General features: G+C 71.1%; 20 protein-coding genes. 13 read left to right on the top strand and 7 right to left on the bottom strand.

All coding sequences use genetic code 11. From position 1 onward, the window contains the following. Positions 1 to 740 precede the first annotated feature (740 nt). Entirely contained in the window at positions 741 to 2,219 is a 1,479-nt protein-coding gene (locus ACIRA5_RS41945) for a S1C family serine protease (protein WP_403700308.1), read from the bottom strand. A 267-nt stretch (positions 2,220 to 2,486) separates the two neighbouring features. On the opposite strand from ACIRA5_RS41945, the gene ACIRA5_RS41940 reads away from it, so the two are divergent. The 3 genes from ACIRA5_RS41940 to ACIRA5_RS41930 all read left to right on the top strand — a co-directional run bounded on the left by ACIRA5_RS41940 (position 2,487) and on the right by ACIRA5_RS41930 (position 5,247). After that, entirely contained in the window at positions 2,487 to 3,296 is an 810-nt protein-coding gene (locus tag ACIRA5_RS41940) for a glycerophosphodiester phosphodiesterase (RefSeq protein ID WP_403700306.1), read from the top strand. A gap of 224 nt (positions 3,297 to 3,520) precedes the next feature. After that, a complete protein-coding gene (locus tag ACIRA5_RS41935) occupies positions 3,521 to 4,072 on the top strand; it encodes an ATP-binding protein (protein WP_403700303.1) in 552 nt (183 codons plus the stop codon). Between the two features lie 209 nt (positions 4,073 to 4,281). Beyond that, the gene (locus ACIRA5_RS41930; RefSeq protein WP_352050436.1) at positions 4,282 to 5,247 is read left to right on the top strand and encodes a DUF5926 family protein; all 966 of its coding nucleotides are present in this window, start codon (positions 4,282 to 4,284) and stop codon (positions 5,245 to 5,247) included. A gap of 275 nt (positions 5,248 to 5,522) precedes the next feature. Here the strand turns inward: ACIRA5_RS41930 and ACIRA5_RS41925 are convergent, their stop codons facing one another. Together ACIRA5_RS41925 and ACIRA5_RS41920 are read right to left on the bottom strand one after the other, a co-directional pair. Next, entirely contained in the window at positions 5,523 to 6,182 is a 660-nt protein-coding gene (locus tag ACIRA5_RS41925) for a hypothetical protein (RefSeq protein WP_403700300.1), read from the bottom strand. A gap of 55 nt (positions 6,183 to 6,237) precedes the next feature. Continuing rightward, positions 6,238 to 6,903 (bottom strand): bifunctional DNA primase/polymerase, encoded by a 666-nt coding sequence (locus tag ACIRA5_RS41920; RefSeq protein WP_403700298.1) that lies wholly within the window; start codon positions 6,901 to 6,903, stop codon positions 6,238 to 6,240. A 481-nt stretch (positions 6,904 to 7,384) separates the two neighbouring features. Here ACIRA5_RS41920 and ACIRA5_RS41915 point away from each other — a divergent pair, with 481 nt between their 5' ends. From ACIRA5_RS41915 to ACIRA5_RS41900, 4 genes are all read left to right on the top strand, one after another. Continuing rightward, a complete protein-coding gene (locus tag ACIRA5_RS41915; protein ID WP_403700430.1) occupies positions 7,385 to 8,920 on the top strand; it encodes a PP2C family protein-serine/threonine phosphatase in 1,536 nt (511 codons plus the stop codon). Positions 8,921 to 9,132: 212 nt separating this feature from the next. After that, positions 9,133 to 10,635, top strand: a complete 1,503-nt coding sequence (locus ACIRA5_RS41910; protein WP_403700295.1) for an aminopeptidase P family protein — start codon at positions 9,133 to 9,135, stop codon at positions 10,633 to 10,635. A gap of 155 nt (positions 10,636 to 10,790) precedes the next feature. Further along, positions 10,791 to 12,251: a PLP-dependent aminotransferase family protein gene (locus ACIRA5_RS41905; RefSeq protein ID WP_403700293.1), complete on the top strand. Its 1,461-nt coding sequence runs from the start codon at positions 10,791 to 10,793 to the stop codon at positions 12,249 to 12,251. 46 nt (positions 12,252 to 12,297) lie between these two features. Next, complete coding sequence (locus tag ACIRA5_RS41900; protein WP_403700290.1) at positions 12,298 to 13,692, top strand: MFS transporter; 1,395 nt, start codon at positions 12,298 to 12,300, stop codon at positions 13,690 to 13,692. Here the strand turns inward: ACIRA5_RS41900 and ACIRA5_RS41895 are convergent. The 3 genes from ACIRA5_RS41895 to ACIRA5_RS41885 all read right to left on the bottom strand — a co-directional run bounded on the left by ACIRA5_RS41895 (position 13,664) and on the right by ACIRA5_RS41885 (position 16,816). Next, complete coding sequence (locus ACIRA5_RS41895; RefSeq protein WP_403700287.1) at positions 13,664 to 14,506, bottom strand: triphosphoribosyl-dephospho-CoA synthase; 843 nt, start codon at positions 14,504 to 14,506, stop codon at positions 13,664 to 13,666. The two genes, ACIRA5_RS41900 and ACIRA5_RS41895, sit on opposite strands and share 29 nt — an antisense overlap. 9 nt (positions 14,507 to 14,515) lie before the next feature. Continuing rightward, complete coding sequence (locus tag ACIRA5_RS41890) at positions 14,516 to 15,478, bottom strand: intradiol ring-cleavage dioxygenase (protein ID WP_403700284.1); 963 nt, start codon at positions 15,476 to 15,478, stop codon at positions 14,516 to 14,518. Between the two features lie 174 nt (positions 15,479 to 15,652). Beyond that, complete coding sequence (locus ACIRA5_RS41885) at positions 15,653 to 16,816, bottom strand: sensor domain-containing protein (RefSeq protein ID WP_403700281.1); 1,164 nt, start codon at positions 16,814 to 16,816, stop codon at positions 15,653 to 15,655. A gap of 192 nt (positions 16,817 to 17,008) precedes the next feature. Between ACIRA5_RS41885 and ACIRA5_RS41880 the strand changes: the two genes are divergently transcribed. Then, entirely contained in the window at positions 17,009 to 17,455 is a 447-nt protein-coding gene (locus tag ACIRA5_RS41880) for a hypothetical protein (RefSeq protein WP_403700279.1), read from the top strand. 261 nt (positions 17,456 to 17,716) lie between these two features. On the opposite strand, the gene ACIRA5_RS41875 is transcribed toward ACIRA5_RS41880, so the two are convergent. Beyond that, complete coding sequence (locus ACIRA5_RS41875) at positions 17,717 to 18,172, bottom strand: ATP-binding protein (RefSeq protein WP_054236932.1); 456 nt, start codon at positions 18,170 to 18,172, stop codon at positions 17,717 to 17,719. Between the two features lie 234 nt (positions 18,173 to 18,406). Here ACIRA5_RS41875 and ACIRA5_RS41870 point away from each other — a divergent pair, with 234 nt between their 5' ends. The 5 genes from ACIRA5_RS41870 (at position 18,407) to ACIRA5_RS41850 (ending at position 23,542) form a co-directional block, all read left to right on the top strand. After that, positions 18,407 to 19,228 (top strand): hypothetical protein, encoded by an 822-nt coding sequence (locus ACIRA5_RS41870; protein ID WP_403700276.1) that lies wholly within the window; start codon positions 18,407 to 18,409, stop codon positions 19,226 to 19,228. 193 nt (positions 19,229 to 19,421) lie between these two features. Then, the gene (locus ACIRA5_RS41865) at positions 19,422 to 20,159 is read left to right on the top strand and encodes a YcnI family protein (protein WP_403700273.1); all 738 of its coding nucleotides are present in this window, start codon (positions 19,422 to 19,424) and stop codon (positions 20,157 to 20,159) included. Positions 20,160 to 20,266: 107 nt separating this feature from the next. Then, entirely contained in the window at positions 20,267 to 20,920 is a 654-nt protein-coding gene (locus ACIRA5_RS41860; protein WP_403700271.1) for an SCO family protein, read from the top strand. Further along, on the top strand, positions 20,917 to 21,402 hold the full coding sequence (locus tag ACIRA5_RS41855; protein ID WP_403700268.1) for a copper chaperone PCu(A)C: 486 nt from the start codon (positions 20,917 to 20,919) through the stop codon (positions 21,400 to 21,402). The genes ACIRA5_RS41860 and ACIRA5_RS41855 overlap by 4 nt, the downstream gene beginning before the upstream one ends. A gap of 25 nt (positions 21,403 to 21,427) precedes the next feature. Next, a complete protein-coding gene (locus ACIRA5_RS41850; protein WP_403700428.1) occupies positions 21,428 to 23,542 on the top strand; it encodes a copper resistance CopC/CopD family protein in 2,115 nt (704 codons plus the stop codon). Positions 23,543 to 23,545 lie beyond the last annotated feature (3 nt).

The following is a 23,545-nucleotide window of genomic DNA, read 5'->3' as shown; positions in this document are numbered from 1 at the left end:
TCACGGCCGCCGTCTCCGTGGGCTGAGCGACATCTCGGGCGGCAGCGAGTACTGGGCGGCACGGCAGCTGAGCAGCAGGGCAGGTGGCGGTCGAGAGGACACCGGGCGCCGCGCGGTCTGAGACGAGGCGTTGCTCGCCTGCTGATCTGAAGGCGTCCGCCCGGGACCTACGCGACCGCCACCACGAGCACGGGGCCACCCGCCGCTCTATGAACGGGCTTCACAGCGGGTGGCATGAGGCATCACGCCCCACGCTCGAACAAACCCAGTGAGTCCACCGGACAGCACCGGACCGTTAGAAAGGAATTAGGTGATCTGGTTCCTGGCGTCGGAGCAGGTCACCGGGGGGTGTGGGGCCGTCGGCGTCCGCCGCCCACCAGGCGTGAACACCCGTGCCGCCTGCTTCGGGCTTGGAGTCCTTCAAACCATCAGCCCGACGAAAGCCCAGGTCGCGGCCAATCCCGCAGCCCGACATCCGGTCCACGCCTGGTCCACACACGCTGATCCACAACGTGACGGAGCCGGATCAAGGTGAGACAGACCCGATGCAGAAGGGGTGCCCCTCAGCGAGAGGCACCCCTTCTGACCAGCATGTATATGACCTGCGATGGCGGCGCGATCCGAACCCACGGAGACGCTTTCGCGTCCTCACGTTTTTCAAGACCGTTCCCTTGGGCCGCTCGGGCAACCCACCCCGCGCCACCGGCGATCGTCCGTGGCGCGGGGACAAGACCAACCGGTCAGCTGTCGCCGTCGCGCTGTCCGAGGGTGACCTCGGCCGTGTGGGTCTTTCCGTCGCGCGTGTACGTGAGCTTCACGACGTCACCGGGCTGGTGGGTCCAGATCTCGCCGATGAGGGTCGGGCCGCTGTCGATCACCTGGTCGTCGAGCTTGGTGATGACGTCGCCGGGCTTGAGACCGGCCTTGTCGGCGGGGCCGCCGGAGGTGACCGCCGCGGAGCCGCTCGCACCCTGCTCGGTGATCTTCGCGCCGCCGGTGCCGTCCTCGAGGGAGACCGAGGCGCCGATCACCGGGTAGACGGGCTTGCCGGTCTTGATCAGCTGCTGGGCGACGTGCTTCGCCTGGTTGATCGGGATCGCGAAGCCGAGGCCGATGGAGCCGGACTGGCTGGTGCCGCCCAGACCGCCGCTGCTCGAGGACTGGATCGCCGAGTTGATGCCGATGACCGAGCCCTGGGCGTCCAGGAGAGGGCCACCGGAGTTGCCCGGGTTGATCGAGGCGTCCGTCTGCAGGGCGCTCATGTAGGAGGCCTTGCTGCTGGCACTGCCGTCGCTGGAGGCCACGGGGCGGTTCTTGGCGCTGATGATGCCCGTGGTCACCGTGTTCGAGAGGCCGAAGGGCGCGCCGATCGCGATCGTGGAGTCGCCGACCGCCACCGCGTCGGAGTCACCCAGGGTGAGCGGCTTCAGGTCCGACGGCGCGTTCTTGAGCTTGATGACCGCGACGTCGTAGCCCTGCGCGTGGCCGACGACCTCGGCGTCGTACTTCTTGCCGTTGGGGAAGGTCGCGGTGAGCTTGCCGCCGTCGACCGCGTCCGCCACGACGTGGTTGTTGGTGAGGATGTGGCCCTGGGTGTCGAAGACGAACCCGGTGCCGGTGCCGCCCGAGCCGCTGGTGCTCTCGGCCTCGATGGTGACGGTGCTCGGCAGCGCCTTGGCCGCCACGTTCGCGACCGTGCCCGAGGCCCGCTTCACGTCGCCACTGCCGCTCGGCGCGGAGACGGTCGTCGAGTCGGTGGAGTTGTCGTTGTTCTTGGCCAGCGAGTAGCCGATACCGCCGCCGACGCCACCCGCGACCAGCGCGGCCACGAGGATCGCCGCGACCAGGCCGCCGCGCCCGTTCTTGGGCTTCGGCGCGGGCTGCTCGTAGGAGGAGCCCCAGCCGCCCGCTCCCGAGCCGCCACCGTCCGCGTACGAGGGAACGGCGGGCGGCGGGGGCGGCCAGCCCGCCTCGGCGGCGGAGACCGGCGCTCCGGACGCTCCGGGGGCGTGCCCGTGCGCCTCAGGAGCCCCGGCGCCCATCGACGCGTACGACTGCTCCGGTGCGCCGGGGGCGCTCGGAGGCACCGCCGGGAGCTGCGCGGTCGGCGCGCCCCCTTCGGGCGCAGCGCTCTGCGCGGAGGCAGCGGGAGTTTCCACCGGCACAGGAGGTGCGGACGGGGCCGGGGGTACTGCAGTGCCCTCGTTCTCGGTGCTCACAGCTCTTCTCCTCGGTCCACGGCTGTTGTTCTCGGTCGCACTCGGTCACGCTCACTCACGCTTGTCAGACGGTCCGGCGCGATGCAGCTGTGCTGGTGTGCATGTGCTTTTTGTACGCCGTCAGCTTTTCCCACGGGACGTCAGAGCACCATAAGCGGTGGCTGTGGGTCCAGGACCATCCTTTACATCGGGCTTTTTATACTAAAAAGAAACATTCCTGGTGTCTCGGCCCCCACGTCGGCCCTGTGACGGTGGCACCATGACGCGGTGACCCACGCACGACAGCACCCGATTCAGGTCGTCGCCCACCGCGGGGCCTCCGAAGACGCTCCCGAGCACACCCTGGCGGCGTACAAGAAGGCGATCGAGGACGGTGCGGACGCCCTCGAGTGCGATGTCCGGCTGACCGCGGACGGACATCTCGTCTGTGTACACGACCGCCGCGTCAACCGTACGTCCAACGGCCGCGGAGCGGTCTCCGCCCTGGAGCTCGCCGAACTCGCCGCCCTGGACTTCGGCTCCTGGAAGAACCGCGACGAGTCCCCCGACTGGGAGTACGGCCCCGGGGACCCGCAGGACACCTCCGTCCTCACCCTGGAGCGACTGCTCGAACTCGTCGCCGACTCGGGCCGCCGCGTGGAGCTGGCCATCGAGACCAAGCACCCCACGCGTTGGGCGGGCCAGGTCGAGGACCGGCTGCTGCTCCTCCTGAAGCGCTTCGGCCTGGACGCCCCGGCGAGCGCCGCCACCTCTCCGGTGCGCGTCATGAGCTTCTCGGCGCGCTCCCTGCACCGCGTCCGGTCCGCGTCCCCGACGCTGCCGACGGTCTATCTTCTGCAGTTCATCTCGCCCCGGCTGCGCGACGGACGACTGCCGGCCGGTGTCCGGATCGCAGGCCCTTCGATGCGGATCGTACGCAGCCACCCCGGATACATCGAACGGCTGAAAAGAGCCGGTCACCAGGTCCACGTGTGGACGGTGAACGAACCCGAGGACATCGATCTCTGCGTTGAACTGGGCATCGACGCCATCATCACCAACCGCCCACGCGCGGTGCTGCACCAACTCGGCCGCTGACCTCGCGGCTCGTCGTCCGGAAACCATCGCTCGAGGTGCCGACGACGGCCGTCGGACCACGTCAACCACCGCCGAAATCCAGCCACACGGTTACAGGGAGTGCACCGGCGCGTTCGTTCCGTATTCGATCGTTACGAGTGCGTCAGCAGACGTGGATTGGCCGGTTTCCGGTCCAGTCCAAAGGGGCATCCACACCGTGGCGTGGGGCAAAGGAGGTCTCGGGGGTGGCGTTGGTGGTGGCACAGGAGGTGCCCACGTCGTCGAGCATGGCCGTTCCCCATGGCCCTGCGGGCGTGGGAAAAGCAAGACATCGGATGCGCGATCAACTGCGCACCGGTGGAGTGACGGAATCGGTCATCGACGACGCCGTACTGATCCTTTCCGAACTTTTGAGCAATGCGTGCCGGCACGGCAGGCCCCTCGGCGACGCCCTCGCCGGGGACGGCGACGTCCGGGCCGCGTGGCGCGTCGACGCGTCCGGCAGGCTCACCGTCGAGGTGACGGACGGCGGTGGTCCGACCCGCCCGGTTCCCGCCACGCCCTCGGTCACCGCACACGGCGGCCGCGGGCTGAACATCATCACGGCGCTGGCCAAGGACTGGGGCGTACGGGACGACACCCGCGGAGAGGTCACCGTGTGGGTCGTCGTCCAGGACGACGTGACGGACACCGCCGCCGCGCACCGGCGTGACGACTTCGCTACGCGCGTCGCGTCACCGGGTGTGACGGGGCTGCCCGGGCTGGACTTCGCGGACGCCTTCGACGACTTGGACTGACCAGGACGGGACGGGACAGGACGGGGCAGGGCGCGACCGGGCGCGACGGAGCGGGGCGGAGCGGGGCGGAAAACCGTGGGCGGAAGCCCCGGACGGAAGGTCCGGTTCCGGGACGACTCGGTGCGTTGTCCACAGGGTCCCGTCGGCCGACGTACGAGCGGCTAGGCTCGCGCCAGTACGAGACGAGCCGTGATCGGGAGACACCCACGATGGCCAAGAAGCGACCCCAGACGAAGGCCAAGCAGCCTCAGCTCAAGGACGGGGAGATCCCGGTAGTCGGCGCTCGCGAGCCCTGCCCCTGCGGCAGCGGCCGCCGCTACAAGGCCTGCCACGGCCGGGCCGCCGCACACGCGGTGACGGAGCTGGTCCAGCGCCCCTTCGAGGGCCTGCCGAGCGAGGGCGACTGGGTCGCGCTGCGCGAGCTGGTGCCCGCCGCCACGGTCGAGCTGAAGCTCAAGGAGAGCCTGCCCGAGGGAGTTCCCTCGGTGACGCTCGCCACCGTCCTGCCGATGGCCTGGCCCGCGCTGCGCCGCGACGACGGCTCGGTCCTGATCGGCCTGCAGAACGACACGGCGTCCGGCGACATCAGCCGCGACCTCGCCGACACCCTCCAGCGCGCGCTCACGGCCCAGCCCGGCACCCCGATCCAGGGCCGCCGTGCCCCGGCCGACGGCCCGCGACTGCAGGAACTGCTCGACCCCGAAGGCGCGTTCGAGCCAGTTGTCCACTCGGGCTTCGAGTTCTGGGTCCCGGACGCGGAGCACTCGACGCCGGAGGTGTCCGCCTCCCTGGAGCGGGCCAACGCGGCGGCGATCCCGACCGTGAAGCTCTCCGGCGTGGACGCGGCGTACTGGTGCGAAACCCCCGACAAGAACCACCTGCGCTGGGTGATGCCGTACCCCGAGGAACAGCTTCTGGACGCGCTCGCGCGGCTGCACGCAGCCGGTCGCTCGAGCCTCGGCGAGGGCACGCGGCTGGTCGGTTCCTTCCGCGCGCACGGGCTCACGGTGCCGGTCTGGGACCTGCCGACGGGCGTCACGGCCGACGACGTGGAAAAGCCGGCGGCCGAGTTCGCCGAGCGCCTCGCGACCGCCCTGGCCTCGGACGCGCCGCTCACTCCGGACGAGCGGCGGGCACGCGGCGGCCTCACGAACCGACAGGTCACGCTCAGCTGACACACAGCTGGGGCACTGACCGACCGGTCAGCTGGTCGGCGCGTCACGGAGCGGGTGACTCCTGTCACAACTCCCGGCGGTGACAGGTAAATCCGTGTCCGAATAGCCGAGATCGAATTTGCGAACCGCCGATCTCTTGTTACCGTTCGAGTAGCCCGGTTGCTGGTGCATCCCCCGTCGCCAGCAACCGGGTCTTTCCATGTACGGATTTTCCTGCGGCGCCAACCGCCTTGCTACGGGGCCGAGTTGCTCCCCGAGGCGCTCTACGGGCCGCTCTACGGGCCGCTTCCCGAGGTGCTCTCGGAGTCGCTCCCCGAGGCGCTCTCCACCTCGCTTCCCGACCGCAGCAGCATCGGCCCGCTCCCGGCGCTCCTCGCGAACTCCGCGACCGCCGTGTACGCCCCCACACCCCCCGCCGTACGCCCTCTGGGCGTCTCGCACACCCCTGGGTCGTCCTCGGCGCCCACCACGCAGTTCATCTCCACGGTGCGGCCACCGGGGCCCATGAGGCTCAGTGCGGAGTTCAGCTCGCCACCGGTCGCGTTGCGGTAGTAGGTGCGCGCCCAGGTGTCCTCCCCCTGGGTCATGACACAGGTCTGCGCCTCGACGCCGTCGGGGGAGGAGAGCTCGGGGCCGCACCGGGCGGCGGTGGCCCGGCCGAGGCCCAGAAGCCGGGGCACGGGCGCGGAAGCGGGAGGGGTCGCGGAAGCGGAACGGGGCGCGGCGGGGGCCACCGTTCCCTTGTCGTCGATCCTCTGGGACGCGCGTACGGCCTCGGAGTTCCCGTCACCGACGGGTCCTGCGGAGGCCACGGTCAGTGGCAGGGCGACCGTGAACACCACGAGGCCCGCCAGCGCCACCAGGCGAACCCTTTGGAGGTCCGGCCCGGCACGTAGAGACGATGGGGCTCTGTGTCCCCCGGAATGACGCTGCATAGTGCGGAACATAACGAGCGCGGGTGGGCGCGCGGCTCACCGCGCGCCGGGCACCCTACAACTCGGGCGCGCTCACACCCGTACGAGTGAGCGCCTCCACCACCGCGTCCACCACGGCCTCCACATCGGGCACCCAGGGCGCGGCCGAGCCGGGCAGTGGGGCGCGCTCCCAGCGGATCTGGCCCTGGCCGGTCTCGGACGGGGGCAGCGCGATGTAGCCGCCCTCGCCGTGGAACCGCAGGGACCCCGGCACGAAGTCCTTGGCGTAGAGGAGCTCGCCGAGCTGCTCCATGGAGTAGGGCGCGACGAGGATCGCCCAGCGTGTGGGCGCCGCGACGACCGGGCCGAGGCGCATGCCCGTGCGGTCGAGCGCGTCGAGTGCGCGGGCCGCCGCGAGGGCGGGCAGGCTCACCGCGCAGGGGGCCATGCCTCCGGTGGCCAGCACGATGGGTGCGGACGGCCGGTTGGTCCACCACCAGCGCACCATGCGCTCGTCGGTGGTGGCCGCGAGGAGGCCGGGGTCGAAGGGGTGAGCACCGGGCACCGTGCACTCCGGGTCCGGGCATCCGCAGCGGGCACGCCCCTGCGGGTCCGGTGCCACACCCGGGAGCACGGGCCACTGCCAATCGGTCGCGAAGGTCAGGGCCGCGCTGAGCATCTCAGGCCTCCCGTTGTTTCGCCTGGACAGGAGCCTGCGTCGCCTTCCGAGGATCTCGCGCATGAGCGCTCGTTCCTTTCCGTTGCACGCCTGGCAACACCGTGGATCACATCACACCATGTGTCGATCACTTCACTGTGCGTACCTGCTGGCGCATCACACCCCTGCGTAGGGCAAGGGGAACCCATCTGGGCCGAGCATTGGCTGCGTCCGCGTCCATACTGCGTCTGTCTAAAGCATGGGCATGGCGTGGGGTGGCGGCGCCTGGCGTTTTGCCGTCCCGCTGTTTCTTGCCGCCTCCGCCACGGGAGGATGGGGCACGGTCGTCGGTGGTTAAGACGCCCGGGTCCGTCGCCAGGTTCCGGGCGGATCCCAACCACCCCTGGCCTTCACCGAGTACGTACCCATCACGACCGCTGTGACGCTCCGTCGAACGAGGCCAGTCGACCTCAATGACCCGTTACCCGAGTCAGTTTTAAGCCAACTTTGCTTTCCCGCAAGGGTTACCGAGGGTCTCATGGACACCAGGAATCCCAGCAGGACAATGCTGGACATCCCCTCACGAGTGCGTGTACATGTGGAGACACTGCTAGCGGCGCAGAACGACATGGGGGTTTGCGATGCTATTGAGCAATACGCACCGGTCGGAAAGCCGGACGCCATGAACGCCCCTCACGTTCCGAAAGTGGCCGGAATCGATTCAACGGTTCCCGCGCCCGCACACACTGTCGCGCCCACGACCTCCGTCACGGGTTCCACGGCGGGCTCCGTAACGGGCTCCTCTTCGGCCACCTCGTCCACCGGCCCCGGAGCCGTTCTCCAAGACCGACTCGCCGGCTGGGTGTCCGACCTCACCACCCTCCACGAACTCACCGAGCGCCTGGTGCGCACCGCGACACTGAACGACGCACTGCAGGAACTGCTGCGCGCCGGAGCCGCCCTCGTGGGTGCCCGGCGCGGTCTCGTCGTCCTGGAACCGGGCGACGGACTCGGCCCGGACACCACCATCGGCCTGGGCCTCGCCCGCGCCGACCTCGGCCACATCGAGACCGTCCCGCGCAGCGCCATGTCGTACGGCAGGATCCTGGACGGGCTGCCCGGCGGCGACGGCGAGATCTCCCAGCCCGACCTCCTCTCCGAGGACGGGCTCGACCCCCGCCACCGCGAGGTGGCCGCCCGGCTCGGCTACGCCGCGAGCTACGCGCTGCCCCTGTCCACCAAGGCGGCGGGCCGGCTGGGCGCCGCCGTATGGCTCTACGACGAACCCGCCGAACCGGTGGAGCGCCAGCGCCACCTCGTCGGCCTCTACGCCCGCTACGCGACCGAACACCTGGCACGGCTGCTGGAACTGGACCGCACACGCGCGTGCATGAAGACGATCTCCCAGGAGCTGCTGCCGCCGCGGCTGCCCCGGGTCTCCGGTGTCCAGCTCGCCGCCCTGCACCGCACGGGCCCGCGCGGCGGCGGCGACTGGTACGACGCGCTGCCGCTGCCCGACGCCGCGCTCGGCCTCGCGGTCGGCTCCGTCACCGGGGCCGGGCCCAGCGCCGTCGCCGCCATGGGCCGGCTGAGGGCCTCCCTGCGGGCGTACGCCGTGATGGAGGGCGAGGACCCCGTCGCCGTCCTGTCCGACCTCGAGCTGCTGCTGCGCCTGACCGAGCCCGCCCGCTCCGCGACCGCCCTCTTCGCGTACTGCGAGCCCGCCCTGCGCAAGATCACGCTCGCCGGTGCCGGACACAGCCCGCCGCTGGTGATCGGCGCGCGGCGGACCGAATTCGTGGAGACCTCGCTGTCCGCGCCCCTGGGCATGCTCGCCTGCTGGGAGGCGCCCAGCGTCGAACTGACGGCCGAGCCCGGCGAAACCGTGCTGCTCTACACCGACGGCCTGCTGCACCGCACCGGCGACCCCATGGACCGCGCCTTCGCCCGGCTGCACGCGGCGGCCGCGAGCGTCCCCAGGACGCTGCGTGAGGATCCCGGCGCGCTCGCCGACCATGTTCTGCGGTCCGTGCTGCCGGACGGGCTGGACGAGGCGGACAGCGCGGAGGACGTCGTACTCCTGGCGGCGCGCTTCGAGTGAGGTCCACGCTTCGAGTGAGGTCTGCACTTGGGGTGAGGGTGAGGTCCAGGCTTCGCGTGCCGCTCTGGGGCCGCCGCGCTGAGTTCCGCTCGTAACAGGACTTCCGACCCTGGGCCCACTCCTGTACGACCGTACGATGATGGGTGTCCCCCTGCTCGAGCACAGCGGAGAGCTGGAGGGGAAGATCCAGAGTCGTATCTAGGAGGCAGACCGTGTCGGAGGCGCTCAACCCGGAGACCCCGGAAGCCGTGCTCGACGATGCCGCTGACGAAGCGGGCGAAGAAGAGCCGATCAAGCAGCGCAAGAACGGCCTGTACCCGGGCGTGTCCGACGAGCTCGCCGAGAACATGAAGTCCGGATGGGCCGACACCGAGCTGCGCGGCCTCACGCCGATCGCGCAGGCCGAGTACACCGCCACCCGCCGAGCCGCGCTCTCCGCGCGCTTCCCGGGCGAGCGCCTGGTGATCCCGGCGGGCAACCTGAAGACGCGCTCGAACGACACGGACTACCCCTTCCGTGCCTCGGTCGAGTACGCGTACCTCACCGGCAACCTGACCGAGGACGGCGTCCTGGTCCTGGAGCCCACCGTCGCCCCGGACGGGAACGGCGGCCACAAGGCGACGATCTACCTGCTGCCGCGCTCCGACCGCGAGAACGGCGAGTTCTGGCTGTCCGGGCAGGGCGAGCTGTGGGTCGGCCGCCGCCACTCCCTCACCGAGGCCGAACAGTTGTACGGCATCCCCGCCTCCGACGTGCGGGAGCTGGCCGGAAAGCTGCGTGAGGCCACCGGCCCGGTCCGGGTCGTGCGCGGCTACGACGACGGCATCGAGGCGGCCCTGACCGACAAGGTCACCGCCGAGCGCGACGAGGAGCTGCGGGTCTTCCTCTCCGAGGCGCGCCTGATCAAGGACGACTTCGAGGCCGGCGAGCTGCAGAAGGCCGTCGACTCGACGGTGCGCGGCTTCGAGGACGTCGTGAAGGTCCTGGACAAGGCCGAGGCGACCAGCGAGCGCTACATCGAGGGCACCTTCTTCCTGCGCGCCCGGGTCGAGGGCAACGACATCGGCTACGGCTCGATCTGCGCCGCCGGCCCGCACGCCTGCACGCTGCACTGGGTGCGCAACGACGGGCCCGTGCGCTCCGGAGACCTGCTGCTGCTCGACGCGGGCGTGGAGACGCACACGCTCTACACCGCCGACGTCACGCGCACGCTGCCGGTCAACGGCCGCTACAGCGAGATCCAGAAGAAGATCTACGACGCCGTGTACGAGTCCCAGGAAGCCGGTATCGCGGCCGTGCAGCCCGGTGCCAAGTACCGCGACTTCCACGACGCCGCGCAGCGCGTGCTGGCCGAGAAGCTCGTCGAGTGGGGTCTGGTCGAAGGCCCGGTCGAGCGCGTCCTGGAGCTGGGTCTGCAGCGCCGCTGGACCCTGCACGGCACCGGTCACATGCTCGGCATGGACGTCCACGACTGCGCCGCCGCGCGGACGGAGACGTACGTGGACAGCACGCTGGAGCCGGGCATGTGCCTGACGGTCGAGCCGGGCCTGTACTTCCAGGCGGACGACCTGACCGTCCCCGAGGATTACCGGGGCATCGGCGTGCGCATCGAGGACGACATCCTGGTGACCGAGGACGGCAACCGGAACCTGTCGGCGGGGCTGCCGCGTCGCTCCGACGAGGTCGAGGCGTGGATGGCGGCTCTGAAGAGCTGACCTAGGGCTGGTCTAGGGCTGGTCTAGGACTGACGTAGGGCTGATGGCCGGGTACGAGAAGTGAGTGCCCGGCCATTCGTCTGCGGGTAGGCCGTGGCTGGTCGCGCGGTTCCCCGCGCCCCTTTGGGCGCGGGGCACTCACGGGGGGGGGATTAGTGGGCGACGACTTCTGGTCCGGTGTCGGGGTGGATCTGCATCTGGAACCGGACGTGGCCGCGGGGCGCAGGACCGGGCTGGAGCGGGCTCTGCGGGACGCGGTGCGCGACGGACGGCTCGCTCCGGGCACACGGCTGCCCCCGACCCGGCGGCTCGCGGCCGAACTCGGCATCTCGCGCGGGACGGCCAAGGGGGCGTACGACCAACTGGTCGCCGAGGGGTATCTGACGGCCCGGCAGGGGTCGGGCACCGAGGTCGCGGTGCTTCCCGCGGACGCCGTGTCGGAGGCCGTCGGGGCTCCCCGCGCGCGTGCGCCCCGTTTCGATCTGCGGCCGGGCAGCCCGGACGTCGGTACGTTCCCGGCGGCGGCGTGGCTGCGGGCGCTGCGCCGCGCGATCGCGACGGCGCCCTCCCTGGCGTACGACTACGGGGACCCACGCGGCCGGATCGAACTGCGAACGGCGCTCTCCGGCTACCTGGGACGGGCCCGGGGCGTGATCGCGCCGCCCGAGCGGATCGTGATCACCTCGGGATACGTGCAGGGGCTCGCACTCCTCACGCGCGTGCTGGACGGCGGGGTGGTCGCGATGGAGGACCCCGGGCTGCCGTTCCACCGGGACGTGGTGCGGCGGGGCGGAGGCACGGTGGTGCCACTGAGGGTGGACGAACGAGGCGCCTGCGCGGGGGAGTTGGCTTCCTCACCGGCGGACGCGGTCGTCGTCACGCCCGCCCATCAGTATCCGACCGGGGTGACCCTGCACCCCGAGCGGCGGCGGGCGCTCACCGACTGGGCACGCGCGCGCGGCGGACTGATCGTCGAGGACGACTACGACGGTGAGTTCCGCTACGACCGGCAACCCGTCGGCGCCCTCCAGGGCATGGCACCGGGGCAGGTCGCCTACCTGGGTACGGCGTCCAAGACTCTCGGCCCCGCCCTGCGGCTCGGCTGGATGGTGCTGCCGCCGCACCTGGTCGACGCGGTGGCCGACGTGAAGCTGCACAGCGACCATCACACCGAGTCCATCGGCCAGTTGGCGCTGGCCGAGATGATCACCAGTCACGCGTACGACCGTCATGTGCGCGCCTGCCGGCTGCGGTACCGGCGACGCCGGGACCAGCTGCTCGACCGGCTGGGGGCGCGCAGGAGCGTACGGGGTATCGCGGCCGGGCTGCACGCACTGGTGGATGTGGCGGACGAGGCGGAGGTGCTGGCGCGGGCGGAGGAGAAGGGCCTCGCGGTCGGGCATCTGGGCGAGCACTGGCACGAGCGCGGCGAGGGGCGGCCTCAGGGCTTGGTCGTGGGCTACGGGACTCCCCGGGAGCGGATCTATCCGGAGGCGCTGGAGGCGTTGGGGCGGGTGCTGGACGGGAGCCAAGGGGCGTCGGGTGGGGGCCAAGGGGTGTCCGGCGGGAGCCAAGGGGTGTCCGGCGGGAGCCGATTGGGTCGCGAAAAGACGTGAGAATTGGGCCTGTTGACGGGTCCACCGGGTCCGTAGCGTCGAAGCCATGACGAATCCGGCAGCATCCGCGCAGTCGAGCCGCCTCGTCCCGCCCGCGGGACCGCAACGCGTCCTCGCCGTCGCCCAGCTGACCAACTCCGTGGGGGACGGCGCCTATTACGTGACCTCCGCGCTGTACTTCACGCATGTCGTGGGGCTGGCCCCCGCGCGCGTGGGGCTCGGGCTGACCGTCGCCTGGGCGATCGGCTCCCTTGTGGGCGTACCGCTGGGACGGCTCGCCGACCGGCGCGGGCCGCGTGGCACGGCGGTGCTGCTGGCCCTCGCGACCGGAGCGGCGGTGGCGTCCTTCCTGGTCGTCCGCGGCTTCCTGCCCTTCGTCCTCGCGGCCTGCGCGTACGCCTCCGCACAGTCGGGGCTCGGGGCGGCCCGGCAGGCGCTGCTCGCCGGGCTGATACCGGCCGGGGAGCGCACCGGGCTGCTCGCCCATCTTCAGTCGACCCTCAACGCCGGTCTGGCGGTGGGGGCGGGCCTCGGCGGGCTCGCACTGCACGCCGGAACACGGGACGCGTATCTCGGGGTGTTCGCGTTGGACGCGGTGAGCTTCCTGCTCTGCGCGGGTGTGCTGCTGCGGCTGCCGTCCGTGCCTCGCGTGACCGTACGACACGGTCACGGGGCCGGTGTCCTGCGCGACCGCCCGTACGTGCTCGTCACATTCCTCAACACCGTGCTGCTGCTGCGGATGCCGCTGCTCAGTCTGGGCGTCCCGCTGTGGATCACCGAGCGCACCCAGGCGCCCGCCTGGCTGGTCTCCGCGCTGTTCGTCCTCAACACCGTTGCGGTGATGGTCTTCCAGGTGCGGATGGCGCGCGGTGTGACAGGCCTCGCCTCGGCCACGCGCGCGATACGCCGTTCCGGGCTCGTGATGCTGGTGTCCTGCGCGGTCTTCGCACTGTCCGCCGGTGCCTCGCCGTGGGTCGCTGCCGGGGTCCTGGTGGCGGGGGCGGTGCTCCAGGTCTTCGCCGAGATGCAGCAGTCGGCGGGTTCCTGGCAGGTGGGCTTCGATCTCGCCCCGGCCGACCGCATGGGCGAGTACCAGGGCTTCTTCGGCACGGGCGTCACGGTGGCGCGTACCGCGGGCCCGCTGGTCCTGACCGCACTGCTGGTGGGCTGGGGCACGCCGGGATGGCTGCTGCTGGGGGGACTGATGCTGGGGGCCTCGTACGGGATGGGCCCGGCGGTGCGGTGGGCCGCCACGCACGAGGTGACAGCCCACCGCCGGAACCAGGACCGGGATCAGGACCAGGACCGGAATCAGGACCGGGACCGGGACCGGGACCGGGATCAGGACCAGGACCGGAATCAGGACCGGGACCGGGACCGGGACCGGGGCGGGAATCAGACCCAGGACCGGGTCAAGCAGCAACCCGTGCCGGCGAACTGACCACCACCGGAAGCGAGTCCACGAACAGGGCGCCCGCGAGCAGTCCCCCCGTGCCACGCGGGCTCCACGCGCGCGTGTGGAGGTCGTCGTCGAAGGCGGCCAGAGCCGCGCGGCCGGCCTCCGTCGCCGTACCGCCTGCCTCCAGCACGCCCCGGGCACCCGCCTGGACGTGCCGGAGCCCGTGCGGGCCCGCCGTGTACAGCAACTCGGTGTCCTGGAGGGTGGACATGACGGTGAGGAGGGCGTCGAGCCTGGCGTACGGCTCGGCCGCGCCGGCGGAGCGGGAGGCGGCGAGCGCGTCCAACGCCCGTCGTACGTGCGGGAATCCGGCGCGTGCCTCGCCCCGCGCCCCGGCCGCGCCGTACTTCGCGGACATGGACGACCCCCGGGAGGGCCGCCGCGGCGCCCGCCGGTCGGGGTGCGCCGCGATCCGCTTGGCGGTGGTGGCGACCTCGAAACCCTTGGCTCCTGGTTCCAGGGCCGCCGCCGCGACCAGGAAACCCAGGACCCACAGCGCCCCGCGGTGGCCACCACCCGCCAGCGTCACCGAGTGTTCGGTGGACCGGCCGATCGCGCCCAGTTCCGTGCGGAGTTCGGGTGTGGGCCCGCCGATGCGGCGGGCGGCGGCCGCCATGGCCGCGAGGCCGGGCGTCAGCGCCTTGGCCGACCAGCGCAGGGAACACAGGTCCCGGCGGGTGGCCCGGGCGCCGAGATCCCGCGGATCGGGCAGGCCGGGCTTGGGGGTGAGCTCCAGCTGCCCTGTCAGCGCGGCCACGGCGGCCCACGCCAGCGTCTCGTCCTCGCGGCCACTCACGCGCGAGCCCTACGAGGACGCCGAGGCGGACGGACTGGCACTGTCGCTCGGGGCGTCGCTCGGGGCACCGCTCGGCGGCGTACCGGTCGGAGCGCCGCTCGGGGGCGTACCACCGCCACCGCTGCCCGCGCCGGTGCTCTCGGCGTCGGGGTCGATGCCCAGGATGATGGACCCCTTGAAGCCCTTGGACGGGTCCTTCTTGTGGACCGGCTTCAGGGTAAGCAGCCCGCTGGAGGTGCCGCCGCCGTCGTACACCATGTCGTCGGCAAGCTTGGTGTAGCTGCCGGTGTGCTTGGAGTACGGCTCCAGGGCCTGGACCTCGGCGGCGATGTCGTCGTCGAAGAAGAGCTGGCCGGTGAAGTTGACCTTGCCGCCCTCGTAGGTGCCGTCCGCCTTCTCGCCGCCGGTGTGCACCTTGACGTGGATGTGCGTGGTGCGGGGCGTGTACCAGCCGGGGAAGATCGTCTCGAACTTGACGACTCCGTTGGCGTTGGCGACCTGGTAGCCGCGCAGGTAGGTCTGGTCGTTCGCGGTCGAGCCGTCCTCGCTCTCGGCGGGCGCGGAGCCGCCGGGGTTGGCGGTGGTGTAGCCGGAGTAGTAGCCCCAGGCGTCGCAGTGCCAGATCTCCACGGCCGCGCCCGCGACCGGGCCACAGGAGTCGGTGGTGTCCTGCACCGTGATGCGCAGCATCAGCGGGACGCCGCCCTTGCCCTCGGTGATGTCCTTGCGCACCAGAGCGCCGTCGAGGTAGTACGGCCCTTCCGTCACGCTGGACATCAGCACGCACTGGCCACTGCTGGTGGAGGTCGAGGTCGCCGAGGCGGTCGCCTCGGCGTCGGTGGCGGTGGTCGTCTCGTCGGCGAACGCCGATTGGTAGCCGGCGGCCGCGAGCCCGCCCGCGGCGACGGTGCCGCCCGTCACCGCGAGCGCACGGCGCCGGGTGACCGAAGTGTCTTTGTGGCTTCTCGTCATGATCGGAAAGCTAGGAAGGGCAGCCGTCAGGGGCATGGGGTGGGGCTGTGAGGAGGGTAAGAATCCTGAGAAAACTGAAGTCGACGGGTAATCGCCCTCTACAGGGAGCCCGAAAACGAGGGGCCCGAAAACGAGGGAGCCTGAAAACGAGGGAGCCTGAAAACGCCGAGGGCGTCACCACGCGTAGGGCAGGTCCACCTCAATCACCGTCGGCCCCCCGACAGGGCTGGTCAGGCGCAGGGCCCCGTCGAGCGCGGCGACCCGCCGTCGCATACCGATCAGTCCCGAACCGGCCACCTCGTCGGCGCCACCGCGGCCCTCGTCGCGGACGACCACGCTCAACCCCGTCGGCGTACGGGCGAGCCGGACCGCCGCCCGCTCCGATGCGCTGTGCTTGCCCGCGTTCGTCAGCGCCTCGGCCAGCACGAGGTACGCGGCCGCCTCGATCGCCGCGGGGGCCCGGACCCCGCTCTGCGCCCCGTCCTCCAGACCGTCCACGTCCATGGTCACGTCGAGCCCGCTGCTCGCCGCGAGCGCCCGCGCCGCCCCGACGAGTCCACGGTCGGTGAGGATCGGCGGGTGGATGCCACGGACGACATGACGCAGTTCGGTGAGCGCCTCTTCGGCCTGGTCCTGGGCGTCGTCGAGGAGTTCGCGGGCGGCGTCCGGGTCGCTTTCGTACGCCCGTTTGGCAATGCCGATCCGCAGGGAGAGCGACACCAGTCGCGCCTGCGTACCCTCCTGCAGGTCCCGCTCGATGCGGCGCAGTTCGGCCTCGTGCGCGGCGACCGCGCCCGCCCGGGTCTCGGTCAGTTCCTCGACCCGCTCCGCGAGCAGGGCCTTGGGTGAGGGCTTGAGCAGGGCGGTGGACCATCCGGCGTCGAGGCCCGCGAGACCGCTGATCAGCGGCAGGACCAGCGGTGAACGGCCCAGCACACCCTGTCGTACGCCGTCGACGAGCAGGCCGGCCGGCCACAGCGGCAGCGCGAGGACGCCCAGAAAGCCGTAGGCGTAGTGGGCGACCATCCAGCGCAGGTCGTTGAAGGTGCCCGGGTCACGGACCGCCGTGCGCAGCCGCCAGCGGAGCGGACCCTCGACGCGCTGGTACGCCTCGGGGATCTCCCGGCCCGTCCACTCGGCGACTTGGCGTCGCTTGGCGCCGGCGAAGCGGCGCACCAGGAGCACCGTCTCGGGCAGCAGTCCGGCACCGACCACCACGAGGGTGGCGACGGCCGTGAACAGCAGCACCGTCATGAAGATGATCGAGCCGAACGCCAGTACGGCGGCCCGTCCCAACTGGACCGTGGCTCGCGCTGCCTGCCGCACCGTCGTTCCCATGCCGTCCAGGCTAGGCACGCCTGGTGCGGCTGCGCGGGAGAGCAGGCTCCGGACAGATGGTGTAGCCCGCTACACCGCAGGTTCGGCAGAGCACTCACTCGTGGCGGCGAGCTACCGACGGGATCGTTGAATCCGGAAGCTCACGCCCCTACAGACTCCCGCCGAACAGACTCCCGCCGAAGGAAAAGGTTCATGAAGTCGCTGCTCTCCTCGATCGTGCTCCGGTCGCTGTTCCTGGTCGGCCTCTCCGCCACCGTGGCCTCCGGTGCCGCGTTCGACGGCACGCAGAAGGACGTGGCCACCTACGGCGGGATCGCCCTCTCCCTCGTGGCCGGCTCCCGCATCGCCAAGAAGGACCCGATCAAGTCGTTCCTCTCCTCCCCTCCGGTGCTCTGGTTCCTGTTCCTCTTCAACGGAGTCGTCGCCGCGACCGTCGGCTTCGCCCTCGACGGTGTGCAGGGGATCACGGCCGCCGCCGCTATGGGCCTCGTCTCACTCGGCGCGGGCTTCGGCCTCCTCCAGAGCCGCGGGACGCGAAGCCGCGCGGCAGAGAACCACGGGATGCGGAGCCGCGGAACAGAGAACCGCGGGACACAGGCCCTCGCAACGCAGGGCCGCAGGACGCCGACCCCGGCCTGACGCACCTGCCGCTCCGACGGCGGCCCGACGCGCTCACGGGACACCCCGGCATGCCCTCGCCCTCGCCCTCGCCCTCGCCCTCGCCCTCGCAGCACCGCACCACTCGCAGCGCCCCACCGCTCGCTGCCGAACTCCCGCTCAGCCAGACCACCTTGACGAACCGCGAGACCGCCTTGACGATCCGCGAAACCGCCTTGGCACTCCACGAGACCGCCTTGACGATCCGCCTCCGCCCGAGCGCCGAACCGCCATCCCCGGGCGCTAAACCGCCATCAGCGGTGCGTCCTTCTTCCACTTGAGGATCTTGTCGAAGCTGACCACCGCGCCGCCCCGCCCCGGCTCGTTGCCGATCTGGACGTGATCGGCGAGTTCCCGGATCAGGCAGAGCCCCCGGCCGTGCTCCGCGTCGCCGCGGACCGGGCGGAGCGCGGGACGCGCACGGCCCGGGGCGAAACCCGGGCCGGAGTCGGAGACCTCGATGCGGCACTTCTCGCCGTCGAGGTAGGCGGTGACCCGATAGGCCTCGGACGCGGTACCGGGAGCGGCGTCGCCTCCGTGCTCCACGGCGTTGGCGCAGGCCTCGGTAAGGGCCACGGAGAGGTCGTACGAGACGTCCGGATCGACACCCGCCGTCTCCATCGTGCCGAGCAGCAGACGTCTGGCGAGCGGAACGCTCGCAGCCTCACGCCGCAAATGGAGTGACCACCAGATGCTCATGCTCCAGCCTCCTGGCCGCGGCTCGACATACCGTTACGTATTGCCGCAAGCACCTGTGCGCAATCGCCTGCATGACGTGATGCCGCCCATATGGCGGATGCGCACGCGACAACGATCGGTGTATGTGCGGGTGGTTCGGCCCGGATCGTGACCTTCCGGACCACGGCTCGCGGACCGTCATCCTGCGGACCTGCCGTAGGAAGCGGGTGGGCCGAGTGCGATGATGAGCCCGCCATGACTGCCCCCCAACAGCCCAGGGCGCGCTCCGGACACGAGCTCCGGATTCTGCGGGCCGCGGTGTTCGCCGCGGTCTGTGTCGTGCTGGCCGCGGCCGGTCATGGGCTCGCCTCCTGCGCCACCGTCCCGCTGTGGACGCTCGGCGCCGGATTCCTCGCGGTCTTCGCCGTCGCCGCCGCGCTGGCGGGGCGGGAGCGTTCGCTGCCGGGCATCGCCGCGCTGCTCGCGGGCGGTCAGACCGCCCTGCACGCGCTCTTCGGACTCGCCGGGACCGCTACGTCGGGCTCGGGCTCCATGTCGATGGCCGACACCTCACTCGTGGAACGTGCCGCGCGCATCGTGTGCGGCACGACCGCGGCGGCGATCAGCCCGGCTCAGGCCATGAAAATCCTCGCCGACGCACGGCTCGACACGGGCACGACCCCGTCGATGTCCATGCCCATGCCCCACTCCTCGGACGCGATGTCGGCCGTCACGGGGTCCTCGATGTCCGTGTGGCCGTCCCTGCCGATGCTGCTCGGCCACGTCCTCGCGGCCGTCGCCTCCGGCTGGGTGCTGCGCCACGGTGATCTGGCGCTGTTGCGGCTGATGCGGCTGTCCGCGCACGGAGTCGCGGAAGGGGCGCTCGTACGGTCCCTGCGCGGGGCGCTCGCGCTCGTACGCGCCCTGCGGGCCGGACTGCCGGGTACACCCGACGCGACACCGCGCGCCCGGCGCACCGCGCTGCTGACGCCGTCCAAGCCCCGTACCGCCGAGCTCCAGCACAGCGTCGTCCGCCGTGGACCGCCCCACTCCACCGCTCTCGTCCTCGCCGCCTGACACGACGCGCCACTCCGCGGACCGATCCGAAGAATCCGTCCGGAACGGATCCGAAGCATCCGAAGGATCCGAAGGGGATGCCGTCGTGCGGCACGCGCGCGTGCACGCGAAAGCACCCCCAGGGGCCTATCGCACCCTTCGCACGCGCACCCCCTTCTCTTCTCATCGGACTGAAAGTGGAGTGCTCTCTTCCATGAAGGCTTCCCGTATCGCCGCCGCCGGTGCCGTCGCCGCCTCGGCCGTCCTCGCCGTCTCCGCCCCCGCCTTCGCGCACGTCAGCGTGCAGCCGGAGGGCGAGGCCGCCAAGGGCGGTTACGCCGTCGTCGACTTCAAGGTCCCCAACGAGCGCGACGACGCCTCGACCAACAAGGTCGAGGTGAACTTCCCGACCGACCACCCGCTCGCCTCCGTCATGCCGCAGCCCCTCGACGGCTGGTCCGTGAAGGTCACCAAGAGCAAGCTGGCCAAGCCGCTCACGCTGCACGGCGAGAAGATCTCCGAGGCCGTCAGCAAGGTCACCTGGACCGCCACCGGCAAGGGCATCGAGCCGGGCTTCTTCCAGAAGTTCCCGCTCTCCGTCGGCGCGCTCCCCGAGGACACCGACGAGCTCGTCTTCAAGGCGATCCAGACGTACGACAACAAGGAGGTCGTGCGCTGGATCGAGCCGCAGCAGAAGGGCCAGGAGGAGCCCGAGAACCCCGCTCCGGTGCTCACGCTCTCCGACGCGTCCACGGACGGCCACCACGGGTCCTCCGGCACCGCCAAGGACGCCTCCGACACCTCCACGGCGGCCCCCGCCTCGTCCACCTCCGCCTCCTCCGCGGACAGCAGTGACACCACCGCGCGCGTCCTCGGTGTCGTCGGCATCGTCGTCGGCGCGGCGGGCGTGGCGTACGGCGTTCTGGCCGGCCGTCGGCGCACCGAGGCCTGAGGGCCCACCGCACCCCTCCCTTGTGCACCGGTAGGTCGTACGCCCTCGTCAAAGTGGTCGTACGACCCCGGTGCACACCGGAGCCCTCACATCTGGGACATTTTTCTATGCGCAAGAAGACGTATGCCGCGGCCGCCCTGTTCGCCGCCGCCGCACTGACCCTTTCCGCCTGCGGCAGCGGGGACGACAGCAACAAACCGATCGCCGACGTGTCCGCCGAGGCCGGCACGGGCAAGGCCGCCACGGTCCTCGACAAGGCGTTCGAGAAGCCCGACCTGGTCCTTACCGACACGAACGGCAAGAAGTACGACCTCCGGGCAGAGACCAAGGGCGTCCCGACGCTGATCTACTTCGGCTACACCCACTGCCCCGACGTCTGCCCGACGACGATGAGCAACCTCGCCGTCGCCAAGAAGCAGCTGCCCAAGGCCGAACAGGACAAGGTCAAGGTCGTGTTCGTCACCACCGACCCGGCCCGCGACACCCCCGCCGCGCTCGGCAAGTGGCTCAAGGGGATCGACCCCGCCTTCGTCGGCCTCACCGGCGACTTCCCCACCATCCAGGCGGGCGCCCGCACCCTGGGCATCTCCATCGAGCCGACGGCGAAGGACAAGAACGGCAAGCTCGTCTCCGTGCACGGCACCCAGGTCATCGCGTTCTCGCCGAAGACCGACGGGGGCTATGTGATCTACGGCGAGGACGCCACGGTCGACGACTACACCAAGGACCTCCCCAAGCTCATCAAGGGAGAGAATCCGTGAGCCGACCCGGAGCCCCTTCGAGGCGTCTGGCGGGATGCGTGGCGCTGACGGCCACGGTGCTGGCGCTGGCGGGCTGCGGCTCCGACAACTCCTCCTCGGACAACGCGGGCAAGCCCGAACTGAAGATCACCGGCGCCTACATGCCCGCCCCCGTCATGGACACCATGGCGGCGGGTTTCTTCACCGTCACCAACTCCGGCGGCGGCGACACCCTGACCTCCGTCACCAGCGACCTCGCCCCTGACGTCACGCTGCACTCCACCAAGGGCGGCGCGATGGAGGAGCAGAAGTCGTTCGCCGTGCCCGCCGACGGGTCACTCGACTTCGCGAGCGGCGGCAACCACCTCATGTTCGAAAAGCTCACCCACAAGCCTCTGGAGGGCGAGAAGGTGTCGGTGACGCTGCACTTCACCAAGGCGGGCGCGGTGAAGGTCTCCATGCCGGTGAAGTCCGCGACGTACAACCCCAAGACCGGGCACTGAGGGAGGGATCACCGTGACACAGGCCATCGCTCCCGGTGCGGCCGCCACCACCACTGGAGGGGTCGCTTTTCGGGTACGGGCACTGCTGGTGCTGCTCCTCGCCGTGATCGGCGCGGTCCTGGCCGGCGCGGCGCCCGCCTCCGCGCACGCCGCGCTGACCGGCAGCGACCCCCAGCAGGGAGCGGTGGTCAGCCGGGCACCCACCCAGGTCTCGCTGACGTTCTCCGAGAAGGTCGCGATGTCCGACGGCTCGGTGCGCGTGCTCGACCCCAAGGGCAAGCGCGTCGACACCGGCAAGGCGACCGACCTGGGCGGCACCACCTACGGCGTGAAGCTCCACTCGGGGCTGCCCGACGGCACGTTCACCGTCACCTACCAGGTGGTGTCGGCGGACAGCCATCCCGTCTCGGGCGCCTTCACCTTCTCCATCGGCGCGCCCTCGCAGACCTCCGTCGCGCTCTCCGACCCTGCCGTGGGCGGCGGAGTCGTCGGCGCGCTCTATGGGGTCGGGCGGTATGTCTCGTACGCCGGATTCATCCTCTTGGTGGGTGGCGCGGCCTTCGTACTGGCCTGCTGGCAGCGCGGCGCCGGGGTCCGTCCGGTGCAACGGCTCGTGGTCTCCGGATGGCTCGCGCTGACCGGCGCCACCCTCGCGCTGCTGCTCCTGCGCGGTTCCTACGTCGGCTCCGGCAAGGTCGGCGACATCTTCGACCTGACGCTGCTCGGGCAGGCACTGCAGACCAAGGCGGGCGCGGCACTGGTCTCACGGCTGCTGCTGCTCGCCGCGGGCGCGCTGTTCATCGCGGTGCTCTTCGGGGCGTACGCGCGGCGGGACGAAGCCGACGTGACCGACGAGGGCGGCGCGTCCGGCAGGAGTGACGAGTCCGACAAGGGTGACGGGTCCGACAAGAGCGGTGTCGATGCCGATGCCGATGCCGCGAAGAGGGACCTCACCTTCGGGCTCGCGATCGGCGGCACCGTCGTCGCGGCGGGCCTGGCGGCGAGCTGGGCGATGGCCGAGCACGCCTCCACCGGTATCCAGGCGGGCCTCGCGATGCCCGTCGACGTGCTGCACCTGCTGGCGGTCGCCGTCTGGCTGGGCGGCCTGTCGGCGCTGCTCGTGGCGCTGTTCCGGGCGCCCAACGAGACACGGATCGACGCGGTGGCCGTACGGCGCTTCTCGCGCCTCGCGTTCGGCAGCGTGACGGTGCTGGCCGCGACCGGGATCTACCAGTCCTGGCGCCAGGTCGGCTCCTGGTCGGCGCTGACCGGAACGTGGTACGGGCAGTTGTTGCTCATCAAGATCGGCCTGGTGGCGGTCCTCGTCGGCATCGGGTGGATCTCGCGGCGCTGGACGGCCCAGTTGTCCGAGGCGCCGCAGGTGAAGGCCATGGCGACAGCCGGGGCGACGGCCGGAACGACGGCTCGCGCCGAACTGCGGACGAAGCAGCCGACGAAGGTGCCCGCGAATTCCCGGGACTCCAGCTCTGGGGGCTCGGATTCCCGGGACTCCAGCTCTGGGGGCTCGGATTCCCGGGACTCGAACTCCAGGGGCTCGAACTCCGGAGACTCCCGGCGCGCCGCTCAACTCGCCCGGCAACAGGCCGCCGTGGACACCGCGCGTCAAAAGCGCCTCCGCGACGCCGACCCGGCCCGGGCCGGCCTGCGCCGTTCGGTGCTCGCCGAGGCCGGCGTCGCCGTCGTCCTGCTGGCCGTGACGACCGTGTTGACGTCCACCGAGCCGGGCCGCACGGAGGAGGCGGCCCAGCAGGCCACCTCGTCCTCCTCGCAGCGGTCCGGGCCGCTCTCCCTGAAGCTCCCCTTCGACACGGGCGGCCAGGACGGCAAGGGCACCGCGGAGGTCACCCTCGACCCGGCCCGCGTCGGCGGCAACGAGATGCACGTCTTCGTGGAACGACCGAACGGCAAGGCCTTCGACGTCCCCGAGGTGAAGGTCGCCTTCACCCTGAAGGCCAAGAAGATCGGGCCGCTGCCCGTGACCCCCGACCGCATCGCCACCGGCCACTGGTCGGCGATCGGGGTGCAGATCCCCATGGCGGGCGACTGGGAGATCGCGGTGACCGTGCGCACCTCCGACATCGACCAGACGACCGTCACCAAGAACGCGAAGATCGGCTGAACC

Source organism: Streptomyces sp. NPDC096311, from assembly GCF_044763085.1.
In the GTDB taxonomy this organism is placed as follows: Bacteria; Actinomycetota; Actinomycetes; order Streptomycetales; family Streptomycetaceae; genus Streptomyces.
The sequence above is the reverse complement of the archived record's forward strand: the minus strand, read 5'-3'. Positions and strand labels throughout refer to the sequence as shown.